This window comes from Staphylococcus pseudintermedius (assembly GCF_001792775.2).
Taxonomy (GTDB): Bacteria; Bacillota; Bacilli; order Staphylococcales; family Staphylococcaceae; genus Staphylococcus; species Staphylococcus pseudintermedius.
In genome coordinates this window covers 156,115-169,264 of sequence record NZ_MLGE02000006.1, presented here as the reverse complement: position 1 = coordinate 169,264, position 13,150 = coordinate 156,115, and the positions used below count along the sequence as shown (strand labels likewise).

Annotated in this window: 9 protein-coding genes and 1 pseudogene; all 10 read right to left on the bottom strand. The window is 40.5% G+C overall.

Annotated features, from left to right (window positions below; translation table 11 throughout):
* The coding region (ltrA, locus tag BJK46_RS06705) for a group II intron reverse transcriptase/maturase (RefSeq protein WP_112424784.1) at positions 1-736 on the bottom strand (736 nt) is incomplete at its 3' end.
* Positions 737-1,325: 589 nt separating this feature from the next.
* Positions 1,326-2,504, bottom strand: coding sequence for a nitrate/nitrite transporter (locus BJK46_RS06700; RefSeq protein WP_014613064.1), 1,179 nt, complete (start codon positions 2,502-2,504; stop codon positions 1,326-1,328).
* 249 nt (positions 2,505-2,753) lie between these two features.
* Positions 2,754-2,909, bottom strand: a pseudogene (locus BJK46_RS12660) (hypothetical protein); the annotation flags it as partial.
* 1,347 nt (positions 2,910-4,256) lie between these two features.
* A complete protein-coding gene (gene nreC, locus BJK46_RS06695; protein WP_014613059.1) occupies positions 4,257-4,907 on the bottom strand; it encodes a nitrate respiration regulation response regulator NreC in 651 nt (216 codons plus the stop codon).
* Positions 4,908-4,925: 18 nt separating this feature from the next.
* Positions 4,926-5,960: a sensor histidine kinase gene (locus BJK46_RS06690; protein ID WP_014613058.1), complete on the bottom strand. Its 1,035-nt coding sequence runs from the start codon at positions 5,958-5,960 to the stop codon at positions 4,926-4,928.
* Entirely contained in the window at positions 5,960-6,421 is a 462-nt protein-coding gene (nreA, locus tag BJK46_RS06685; RefSeq protein ID WP_014613057.1) for a nitrate respiration regulation accessory nitrate sensor NreA, read from the bottom strand. Before nreA ends, BJK46_RS06690 begins: the two co-directional genes overlap by 1 nt.
* A 15-nt stretch (positions 6,422-6,436) precedes the next feature.
* Positions 6,437-7,114 carry a respiratory nitrate reductase subunit gamma gene (narI, locus tag BJK46_RS06680; RefSeq protein WP_014613056.1) on the bottom strand — a complete coding sequence of 226 codons (678 nt, stop codon included), beginning with the start codon at positions 7,112-7,114 and terminating at the stop codon, positions 6,437-6,439.
* On the bottom strand, positions 7,107-7,682 hold the full coding sequence (gene narJ, locus BJK46_RS06675) for a nitrate reductase molybdenum cofactor assembly chaperone (RefSeq protein WP_065354027.1): 576 nt from the start codon (positions 7,680-7,682) through the stop codon (positions 7,107-7,109). Before narJ ends, narI begins: the two co-directional genes overlap by 8 nt.
* The gene (gene narH, locus BJK46_RS06670) at positions 7,675-9,231 is read right to left on the bottom strand and encodes a nitrate reductase subunit beta (protein WP_014613054.1); all 1,557 of its coding nucleotides are present in this window, start codon (positions 9,229-9,231) and stop codon (positions 7,675-7,677) included. Before narH ends, narJ begins: the two co-directional genes overlap by 8 nt.
* A complete protein-coding gene (locus tag BJK46_RS06665) occupies positions 9,221-12,892 on the bottom strand; it encodes a nitrate reductase subunit alpha (protein WP_014613053.1) in 3,672 nt (1,223 codons plus the stop codon). The genes narH and BJK46_RS06665 overlap by 11 nt, the downstream gene beginning before the upstream one ends.
* Positions 12,893-13,150 lie beyond the last annotated feature (258 nt).

The following is a 13,150-nucleotide window of genomic DNA, read 5'->3' as shown; positions in this document are numbered from 1 at the left end:
ACATTACACGTTCGCCTGCTCGTTTTGTGCGTACGAAGATGACAAAGTCATCGGCATATCGTACAAATCGGTGTCCACGCTTTTCGAGTTCTTTATCCAGTTCATGTAGATAGATATTACATAGTAAGGGAGAAATAACGCCCCCTTGTGGTGCACCTATCTTTCTTTCTGCGACTTCGCCAGATAGGTCAATGGCACCTACTTGTAAACTTCTACGGATAAATGTGGAAATTGACTTATCTTGAACATGGCGTTCGAACAAATACATGAGCTTATCATGATTTAACATGTCAAAGCACTGTTTCAAATCACAATCCACGGCTATTTTATAGCCTTCTTCGTAGTAGGTAGCACATTGCTTAAGTGCTGTTCCTGTGCTACGATGAGGTCTGAAACCATGGCTATGGTTTGAAAATGTTCGGTCGATGCCTGGTTCAATCACTTGTCTAATGGCTTGTTGTATGACTCTGTCTCTAGCGACAGGAATACCAAGCACACGTANTTTCCCATTTGGTTTGGGAATTTGAACTTTTCGGACTGCTTGAGGTTTGTATGAACCATCAAGCAGTTTTTTCGTTATCTGCGAAAAGTACTGCGCAAAGTGAGCATGGAGTTCGCTGACTTTCATGCCGTCAATTCCAGGAGCACCTTTGTTTTTCTTAACCTTCTTGATAGCTTTTTCTATGTTGTCAGGTCTTACAACAAGCTCCATCAATGATGGAGACTTACGATACATTTCTTTCATTTCACCTAAGATTTACTGTACACACTTATGTATTCTTTTTCGTTCCACTACTTATCCTTCCATAAGTTGCCGGTTAAGACCGTATTCTGCACGTCGTAAATCTATAACCTCCAATCTTTACTTTGTATTGAATATTGTTCAGTCCTTCGGTACATTTTCCCTACTATGACTTCTGCTGACTTCTCATCATTCGTTGTTACTACGGTATAAATATACCGCTGATGAGACCTCCCCGGGTAAGGTGTAACCTCTTTCCACTCATGTCACCGCATCATTTACTATATAGAACTCGGGTAGTATCGGACTTCATCTTGTTCAGCAGATTCATCCATTCTACATAGCCTTAGTATGATATTTCTGTTCGTCAGTGCGAGTGTTTGCGTCCGACTTCCTTCAGATTCCACTTCGCAATGGACACCCTTGTCTTTCGCTAACAGTTCCTACTACCAAGCCTGTAACGGACTTTCACCGTCAAGATGTTACCCATGCCGGGCGCACTGAAAAGAGGACTGAGAAACATGACGTCTCTCGGTCCTCTTTTTATTCATAACAATGTTCTACTTTGAATCACTTGTCAGTATTATGACACAGTCGCTTTATTTGCGGCTGCTTTTTCACGTTTAGATAAGTTAAACATCGTTACAAGTGCAATTAATCCGAATACACATAACAAGATGAATGCGAAATGACTCGTACCTGTGATAGATGTCACAGCTGAAATGACAAGCGGTGGGAAGAATCCGCCAAGCCCCCCCATCATAGAAACAATACCGTTTGCGACACCCGCTTCTTTTGTGAAATAATGTGGCACTAATTTAAACACAAGTCCGTTACCAATACCGGCACAAACACTCACTGTTAAACAGCCGATTGTAAACAATGAAATTTGACTCGAAACACCTAAGATAAAAGCACCCGCAATCATAATAGAGAAGAAGATTTTCAACATCGTCACCGCGTTAAATTTATCCCCTAAAATACCGCCAAGAGGTCTCAAACACGTCGCTAACGCGATAAACACACCTGTACGAATTCCTGCATCAACTTTATCAATACCGAAATTTTGTACGAGGAAGTTTGGTAAAAATAGGCCAAATGCGACAAATGAGCCGAACGTAATAAAATACCATAAGCTTAAATAATACAGTTTATAGTTTTTCATTAAAATACGCGTTTGTTCTACAAGTGGTACTTTCACTTTAGGTTCTTTATTGTCTCCTAAAAAGAACATGATGATTGCAAAGACTGCCATGACAATTAAATAACTACGTACAGTGTTTTGCCATCCGATGACACCTGCAATCGGTGGCGCTAAAAATGAAGATACCGCTGTCCCCAAGTTCCCCATACCATAAATACCGTTTGCGAGACCGACTTTATCTTTAGAAAAATATTTCGGAAGTGATGTAACACCTACTGAGAAAATCGCGCCCCCGACCCCAAGGAAGAATCCTGCAAACATTAACGCGCCAGGAGAGCCAGCTTGACTGAGTAAAAATATCGGTACGAGCAACACAATAAAGCTCGTAAAAAACACCCATTTCGCGCCTACAATATTTGTTAAATAACCAAATGGTACACGCAGAACAGATCCTAGAATAACGGGAATGGCCAAAATAATAGAGAGTTGACCGCTTGAAATTTTAATATCTTGTGAAATAAATGGAATTAATGGTGCAATGATACTCCACGCCATAAACCCTGCAACAAGGCTGAGTGTTTGGAGCGCAAGTTGTACGCCACCTTTCGATTGATTCATTTCTCATTCACCTTTCTTTACTAGATGCATCAACTTGAACGTTAGCTTCAGTTCAAATAAGATGCGCGATTAGATTTCACCTCTAGTTTAACGATATTGTGAAATTTATAACATAAGGAGTTACCCTATTATTACATAGCGTATCCCCTAACAATCGAAAGTGATAGTGTCCGCTTACACATTTGACATGTGCTCTATTCCATTTATATAACCAATATACTCCTCTAATATATTAAACTTTTGAACAAATTAGATTTTTGTATTGATGCGTTCTGATCCATCATCGCTAATTAATATCCCATTATTTGTATCATCGTTGGTCGTAATACCTTGTTTATTTTGAAGATCAAATAGTTCTGCTAACAACCGTGCACCACGTTCTTTTGTAGTTTTAATTTTGAAAGACCATTGATACGCTTCAAGTGGCGTAAATCATTTATCTTTACCTACAATGTCTAAATAAAAGACATCAAACTTCTCACAGATTCGATTTATTAACCCTGTCGTAATTGAACTCGTCCCATTTGCATAACAGCTTAATCTATTACAAGAAATATCAATCCTAATTACAAGTAAAATTTCAACTTCAATTAAAAAGAACAAGTGCATGGAAATGTCTGAATTCCCAATACCTTGCTCGATAGTCTATAAAAATTCATTTGAGAATAAGCGTCTAGTTCACTCCCCCTACATTCTCACTACCTCCCTCTCATTAAAAAAGAAAAGTTGCGAGAAGCAGTAGATAAAAGTGTATCAACAACCCGCTCAAAATAAAAGTTGAGGATGACACAAAATATCGTGTAACATCCTCAACTCGAAATGTTTATAAATATCAATTGCACATCTGGGCGAGACTCCTGAGGGATCAGCTGGCCCGGAAAATCCATCAACGCTTCCACTACAAATATAACAGTAAAATGAAAGCGTTGATTAGTTGTAGGGACAGCCCCTAGGAACGCGAGCCCAAGGTAGCAATCATGCAACATACACCTATAACAGAAAATGTTTTTAACACATGCCCTTTCACGTCATCTTCTCATCTCAATAAAAATGATAAGTTATTTGAAGTATGTGCGTAAGAATATGTTGTTAGCTTTTTTAAATGACATCTTTCAAAATAAAAGTTGAGGATGACACAAAATATCGTGTAACATCCTCAACTCGAAATGTTTATACATATCAATTGCACACCTGGGCGAGACTCCCGAGGGATCAGCTGGCCCGGAAAATCCATCAACGCTTCCACTACAAATATAACAGTAAAATGAAAGCGTTGATTAGTTGTAGGGGCAGCCCCTAGGAACGCGAGCCCAAGGTAGCAATCATGCAACATACGCCTGTAACAGAAAATGTTTTTAACACATGCCCTTTCACGTCATCTTCTCATCTCAATAAAAATGATAAGTTATTTGAAGTATGTGCGTAAGAATATGTTGTTAGCTTTTTTAAATGACATCTTTCAAAATAAAAGTTGAGGATGACACAAAATATCGTGTAACATCCTCAACTCGAAATGTTTATAAATATCAATTGCACACCTGGGCGAGACTCCTGAGGGATCAGCTGGCCCGGAAAATCCATCAACGCTTCCATTACAAATATAACAGTAAAATGAAAGCGTTGATTAGTTGTAGGGGCAGCCCCTAGGAACGCGAGCCCAAGGTAGCAATCATGCAACATACACCTATAACAGAAAATGTTTTAACTCCCGCTACGTTCCCTCAATTTTAAAATGAGCAACATGTTAAACCACTAAAAATCCAACAACTTCTTCTTCAACGCATACTCCACTAACTCCGGCTTCGACTTCAAATTCAACTTATCCATAATACGCGTTTTATGTGCCTCAACCGTCTTCACCGACACAAACAATTTCTCAGCAATATCCTTATTCCCATAACCTTTCGCAATCAATGGTAAAATCTCCAATTCCCGCTTCGACAATACTTTAAACGGATCATTCGAATACTCACCGTCATTTGATGAATGCACAAACTCTTTCACTAAAGAAGTCGTCATTTTCGGATCAATATACGTCTCGCCTTGGTAAACAGTACGAATCGCTAACAATAATTGTTCATCCGGCGCATTTTTCAAAATATAGCCACTCGCGCCACTTCTTAATACGTGAAATAAATATTCTTCATCATCATACATCGTGAGTATGAGAATTTTTGTATTTGGGAAACTATCTAAAATTTTACTCGTCGCAATTAAACCCGATTCTCCTGGTGGCATACTTAAATCCATAATCAATACATCCGGTGCGTGCTCCATCACTTTTTGATACGCTTCAACACCATCTGCAGCGGTACCCACCACTTCCATATCTTCTTGAAAGTTTAAAATCATCGAAAAACCCGTACGTACAACAGCGTGATCATCTGCTATCACGATTCTCATGCTACATTCCCCTCACTTTTAGCTGATTGGTACTTCGAGTGACACAATCGTACCCTTTCCTTTTTGCGTTTCAATATTGAGTTTTCCATTCACCAGTTCTGCACGTTCATACATGCCATAAAGCCCTAAACCGGTTCCTTTAGGCGAATCACTCGGTTCAAATCCTCTCCCTTGATCTGAAACTTCCGCATAAAGGTAGTGATCATCTTTGCGAATAATGACATCAACATCATCAATATCCGCATACTTCATCGCATTGAAAACCGCTTCTTGCACGATACGATAGACGACAGTTTCAATTTCCGCATCAAAGCGCTCCGAGTCAATATCAAAATGATAATTGATCGCTAGGCCGTAGTTATTTTCTATCTGTTTAAAATATGTTTTAAATGCGGCATCTAGTCCTAAATCATCTAATGTAGACGGACGTAATTCTGATGATAAATTGCGCAGGTCATCAATCAATTTTGTCATCAAGCCTTCAATATTTTTGGCATTAGATAGGAGGACATCCATATCGTTTTGATATTTTAATAAGCGCATTTCCACATTGATGTTGATCAGTTCTTGAACGACCCCATCATGCAATTCACGCGAAATCCGTTTACGTTCGTTCTCTTGTGCTGCAATCGTTTTTTGGATCATATTACGTTGATATAGCTTTTCTTGTCGCTGCAGTTGTGCTGTGACATTTTGAAGGGTAAAGGCTTTAATTTGTCGTTCTTCATCGATCGTTTGATAGGTCGCTGTAAATGGCTCAATTTTATTATTGGTCGTTTTCATAAAGACTTGAAATGTCGTATCACCAATTTCAGAAGACTGCAAAAAACAATTTTGACATGTGCGTAAGGCGTGTTCGTTCGTATACCCTTCACATCTGCCACATATCGTCGTCGAAATCCCACTCATATCATTATCCGATGAAATGACGCGTTTTGCCGCTTCATTCATATCAATGACTTGACCTTGTGCATCGATAAAAATAATCATTTCTGATGTTTGATGATAGTATGCTTGTAAAAAATTTAATAATTCGGTCTGTTGTTGTGGCATTATTGCATCACCTTATCTTCACTTGTCAAACTACCAACACTCTTAATGGAGGAAATGTCTTTCGCTAGATGTGGCAATGGCTTTTGATTACGCTGTCCGAGCAAAAGGACACCTTTCACACGATGGTTGTGCCACAGTGGAATCGCAATCAAAGCCGTCAATTGCTCACTCATCAATATAGGATAATCAAACAATGTATTTTGAATTGCATCATCTGTTGTATCCGGAATGATCATCGGCTTGCCTGTTTTCATCACATTCCCTGCAATACCATGTCCATTACGTAACACAATGCGACGATATCGTTCATTCAAGTTGCCTGACACGTAACGCCATTTGATTTTCATCCCCACATGATCTTCTGATGGCAAAGCAATACCGGCAAAGTCAAACTGGTATTCATGACGTAATCTATCTATTTCATCTTGATAATCATGTTGCGAAAAATCAATCTGGTTCACGGTCATCACCTTCCATTAAATTTTATGTTTGCGATAAATAATATAACTACGACTTGCATAAGTCACCGGCACACTCCACACGTGAACGAGACGCGTAAAGGGCCAGCAAGCCATAATCGTAAAGCCTAAAAGAACGTGCAATTGGAATGCAAGCGGCACCTCTGTCATCAAATTAGCATCTGGACTGAGCGTAAACAATGCTCTAAACCAAATCGAAATTGTTTGACGGTAATCAAACTCTGGCGTTGTCGCATTCGTCACTAAAGTCGCATAACAGCCGACAAATACGATAAGTAATAATAAAAAGTTAACGAAAATATCTGACGCCGAACTTAAACGACGAACATTTTGTTTCGTAATACGACGCGCTGTTAACAAAAACATACCAATTAACGTTATTATACCAAAAATGCTTCCAATATACACTGCACCGATATGATAGATATGGTTATTCACACCAACTGCTTCCAACCAATGTGCAGGGATAAGTAACCCAACGACATGTCCGAAAAACACAGGAATAACGCCAAGATGAAACAACAAACTGCCCCACTTTAATTGCTTCTTCTCAATAAATTCACTCGATTTTGCAGTCCATGAAAATTGGTCATAACGATAACGTGCGATGTGCCCAATAACAAAAACTGCAAGACAGAGGTACGGAAAAATCACCCATAAAAATTGATTAAACATGATGTGTCACCTCTTTATCTTGAACGATACAATGCTTGAACGTTTCACGAAGACCACGAATTAAATGTGCATATGGATTGTGCTCACTTTCCAAATGTTTCATCATCGCGTACGTCCCATCTTCAATAATCATGATCACGAGTTGTACATTTTCTTGCGCACGTGTATCACCATCAAAGCGTGCCGCATATAAGAATTCCAACATGAGCGGCAAGTAATCCGACAACTCTGAAGCTGGCATTTCAAGCCCAAACATTTCATAAAGAACTTTTAACTTCGCCAACATTTGACCGCGTTCTTTTTGTGTATCCAGTTGATTGTATGTCATATACAAAGTGGCTTTTTTATTAAAATCAAACGTGTCTGTGTAAAAAGCTTGTATTTCCGACAAACTCTTTTCATACATTGCTTCTCGATACGCCACGACATGCGGGTAAGCTGGATGTGTCTCATCAAACACTTCTTCAAATGTTTTAGGGTGGAAGGTCAATTTTTCAGGAAAGCTCAACTGCTGACTCATATAACCGAATGTATCTTTATACGTATCCAACATGTGTAGATTAATCACGGAAAATCCCTCCATAGAAACGCTCGTTATACATTTCTTGACCCGTTTTTCCACCTGTTCCGACTGGTACACCGCAACCGTCACAGTTCGCACCAAAGTGTTCTCCCCCATAACCTTGACTGCCTTGTGCTGTGTACGTATCCATATATTGCTCTTTATGCGAAGTTGGAATGACAAAACGATCTTCATGTTTAGCAATAGCAAGTAAACGATACATATCCTTCGCTTGTCGCTCCGTTAAACCTACACGCGCTAAACGGGACATATCAAATTCTCGTCCTGTATTTTGTGCACGCATGTAACTTCTCATCATCGCCATACGCTGAAGTGAGCCCTTCACCGCTACCGTGTCTCCAGCTGTAAAGAGTTCTGCTAAATATTGAATCGGTAAACGCATCTCTTCAATTGCTGGGAATATCGCATCTGGGTTGTTACCTGCATTTTGTCCTTCAAAGTAGTTCATAATCGGACTTAATGGTGGACAGTACCATACCATTGGCATCGTACGATATTCTGGATGCAATGGGAATGCCAATTTATACTCAATTGCTAATTTATAAATTGGTGAATTTTGTGCCGCTTCAATCCATTCTTGAGAAATGCCGTCTTTTTCTGCTTGTTCAATGACTGCTTCATCAAATGGATTTAAAAACAAGTCGAGTTGCTTTTCATACAAGTCTTGTTCGTTTTCAGCTGATGCCGCTTCTTGCACACGGTCCGCATCATACAGCAACACACCTAAATAACGCATACGGCCTGTACATGTCTCTGAACATACTGTCGGAATCCCTGCTTCAACACGTGGGAAACAGAACGTACATTTTTCCGCTTTATTCGTTTTCCAGTTGAAGTATACTTTTTTGTACGGACAACCTGTCATACAGTAACGCCAACCACGACATGCTTCTTGGTCTACAAGAACGATGCCATCTTCGTCACGTTTGTACATTGCACCAGACGGACATGATGCCACACAGCTTGGGTTTAAACAGTGTTCACATAGACGCGGTAAATACATCATAAATGTTTGGTCAAAATTGAATTTGATTTCTTCTTCAATTTTTTGAATGTTAGGGTCTTGCGGGCCAGTAATATGACCGCCGGCTAAGTCGTCTTCCCAGTTTGGACCCCAATCCAAATCCATACGTTGCCCTGTCATCACGGAATGTGCTTTGGCTACAGGTGTATGTTGGCTTGGTTTCGCTTTTGTCAGATGTTCGTAGTTGTATGTCCAAGGCTCATAATAATCTTGAATGACTGGCATATCCGGATTGTAGAAGATCTTACCTAATGCAATTTTGTTTAAACGTGTTCCTGATTTCAGCTCTAATTTCCCTTTTTTGTTTAAGACCCATCCGCCTTTATATGTTTCTTGGTCTTCCCAACGTTTTGGGTAACCAATACCCGGTTTCGTTTCGACGTTATTGAACCACATATATTCAGCGCCTGGTCGATTGGTCCAAGTACTTTTACATGTCACACTACAAGTATGACAGCCGATACATTTATCTAAATTCAATACCATTGCGACTTGTGCTTTAATCTTCAAGCCAATCCACCTCTTTCATCTTTCTTACAGCGACATACACATCACGCTGATTCCCAATTGGTCCATAGTAATTAAATGAATAACTGATTTGTGCATAACCGCCCATTAACTGTGTCGGTTTTAAATGAATTCGAGTCGGCGCATTATGAGAGCCACCACGTGTACCTGAAATGTCTGATCCAGGTGTTTCGATATGTTTATCTTGCGCGTGATACATAAACATTGTTCCTCGTGGCATACGGTGTGACACGACAGCACGTGCAGTTACGACACCATTTCGGTTGTAAACTTCTAACCAATCATTGTCGTGGATATCATGTGCTGCTGCATCTTCATTCGAAATCCAAACAGTGGGTCCACCACGGAATAATGTCAACATATGTTGGTTATCTTGATATGTGGAGTGAATATTCCATTTTCCGTGTGGTGTTAAATAGCGTAATACAAGTGCATCCACGCCACCTTTCACTGGTTTATCTTTTGTACCGAAGACCATTGGTGGTAATGTCGGTTTATAGACTGGCAGTGCTTCACCAAATTGTTGGAACACTTCATGGTCGATGTAGAAACTTTGACGTCCCGTTAACGTTCTAAATGGTACAAGTCGTTCAATATTCGTTGTAAATGGTGAATAGCGACGGCCTTGTTTGTTTGAACCTGGGAACACCGCTGTCGGTATGACTTCACGCGGTTGTGATGTAATGTTCAAGAACGATATTTTTTCCGATGCACGTTCAGATGAAATGTCTTTCAATGACATTCCTGTTTGTGCTTCCAAATCTTCATATGACTTTTGAGATACACGACCATTTGTAGCAGAAGACACGTTCAAAATAACATCCGCTACTTTACGTGCTGTATCGATACGCGGTTTATTATTTTTCACTGTATCGTCTTCCCAAGTACCGACCATACCGCGCAATTCATCATATTGGTCTTTGACAGAGAAGCTGACACCATGCGCGCCGACTTTACCGTTTTCAAGTAGTGGGCCAACTGAGATGAACTTGTCATACACATCTGTATACGTCCGATCAACGACTGCAAATGCTGGCATTGTCTGACCTGGTACAGCTTCCACTTCACCTTTAGTCCAGTCTTTCACTTCACCATAAGCGAGTGAAATTTCTTGTTTAGAATCGTGCGCAAGTGGTGCAGTGACCACGTCTTTATAAGTGCCTGTTAAATGGACACGTGCCATCTCTGAGAATGTACGGCTCAACGTTTTGAAAATATCCCAGTCTGAGCGTGATTCCCATAATGGATCAATCGCTGGGTTGAAAGGATGAATGAATGGATGCATGTCTGTTGATGAAATGTCATGTTTTTCATACCACGTTGCTGCCGGTAATACGATATCTGAATAAAGTGGTGTCGCTGTCATACGGAAATCTAATGACACGAGTAAGTCGAGTTTTCCGACTGTATCTTCACCCCACTCAATTTCTGATGGCTTGTCTGTTTCATTCGGCTCAGCCATAAGTGCCGATTTGGTGCCGAGTAAATGCTTCATAAAATACTCTTGACCTTTAGCAGAACTTGAAATTAAATTTGAACGCCATACGAAAAGTGACTTCGGATGATTTTTACGTAAATCTGGATTTTCAACCGCAAAACGTGTACGGCGTGATTTCACATCGTCAACCGCACGTTTCAAAATGGCTTCATTCGTAAACTCACCCGCATCACGCGCTTCTTCACCCCACAATAAACTGTTGCGGTCAAATTGTGGATAAGATGGCAACCAACCATTACGTGCCGCTAAAACGTTGTAGTCTGCTGGGTGTTGCAGTTTAATATTTTCCGCTAATGGTGACGCTAATCGGTCAACACCTGACTCTTCGTATTTCCATTGATCTGTCGCAAAATAGAACCAACTTGTTCCGTTTTGTAAACGTGGTGGACCTTGCCAATCTTTCGCGAAGGCAATCGTACTCCAACCTTCAATCGGACGACATTTTTCTTGCCCAACATAGTGCGCCCAACCGCCACCATTCACACCTTGGCAACCACATAAAATGACTAAGTTTAAAATGGCGCGATAGATTGTATCTGAGTTGAACCAGTGATTGATACCCGCACCCATAATAATCATTGAGCGACCGCCTGTATCAATCGCATTTTGTGCAAATTCGTTCGCTACTTGCGTCACCATGCTCGCTTTCACGCCTGTAATCTTTTCTTGCCACGCTGGTGTGTAAAACGACGTCGCATCATCAAAACCCTTTGCTTCTAACTCATGATTGAAACGTTTCACACCGTATTGACTCGCCATCAAGTCGTATACAGTTGTCACATATGTTGATTCACCATTTGGCAATGTCACACGACGTGCAGGAATGACACGTTTGAAGACACCATTGCCATCATTATCAAAGTAAGGAAACTGTATCGTAATCAATTCATAGTCACCGTCAATGACTGTCATCGCTGGATCAATCTTCTCGCCCGCTTCATTTTCTAACTTCAAATTCCACTGTTTGCCTTCTTCCCAACGTTGCCCCATTGTTCCATTTGGCACTTGTAGTGAATCTGTTAAACGGTCGATAATCATCGGCTTCCATTCACTGTTTTCAGATGTTTGTCCTAAATCACTTGAACGTAAGAAGCGACCTGCTTTAAAACCATTGTCATCTTGATCGAGACATAGGATAAATGGCATATCTGAGTATTGTTTCGCATAATTGATGAACATTTCTGACGGCTCATCTTCATAAAACTTTTGTAAAATGACATGTGTCATCGCTTGTGCAATCGCCGCATCCGTTCCTGGATTTGGTGCTAACCAATTGTCCGCAAACTTCACATTTTCAGCGTAATCCGGCGCAACAGACACCACTTTTGCCCCTTTATAACGCACTTCTGTCATAAAGTGTGCATCCGGCGTACGTGTAAGTGGTACGTTAGAGCCCCACATCATAATATAAGATGAATTGTACCAATCACTTGATTCCGGTACGTCTGTTTGTTCACCCCAAATTTGTGGCGACGCTGGTGGTAAATCCGCATACCAATCATAGAAACTCAACATTTCCCCACCGAGTAACGAAATAAAACGCGCACCCGCCGCATAACTGATCATCGACATCGCTGGAATTGGCGTGAAACCAGCAATACGGTCTGGACCATCTTTTTTAATCGTGTAAATGAGCTGTGCTGAAATGAGTTGAGACACATCTTTCCAATTCGTGCGGACATGTCCCCCTTTACCACGAGCTGACTTATAAATTTTTGCTTTTTCTTCATCTTCTACAATGGATGCCCATGCTTTAATCGGATCTTGATGTTCCTCTAAAGCTGCCGTCCATAAATCCCAAAGCTTGCCTCTCACATAAGGATATTTAATACGTAACGGGCTATATTCATACCAAGAAAACGACGCCCCACGCGGACAGCCACGCGGTTCAAACTCCGGCATATCCGGCCCACAACTCGGATAGTCGATTTGTTGATTTTCCCAAGTAATTACACCGTTTTTCACAAACACCTTCCACGAGCATGACCCCGTACAGTTGACGCCATGTGTCGTACGAACGACTTTGTCATGACTCCATCGTTCACGATACATCTTTTCCCATTCACGGCTTTTATGTTCTAATACTGACCAATTGCCATTAAATTTTTCAGTCGGTTTAAAAAATTGCATTCCAAATTTAGCCATAGATATCCTCCTTTTTCGCATAGCACGCCCTATCACTCTGATTGTACATTTATTCACAAAATGAAGATATTAGGGAATTGCCTAATTCACTAGTGGGAATCCCTAGTGTTTGTTGTGCACATGAAAACGGTTAAAGATGTTGAATACAGTTAGTGTAGACGGAAATGAAAAAATAAGGTAATAGCGAAGTAAATATTTATGGCGAAGATTTTCTGCATTTCAAACATTTTGATAATTATGACTTTTAAAGTTTACAAT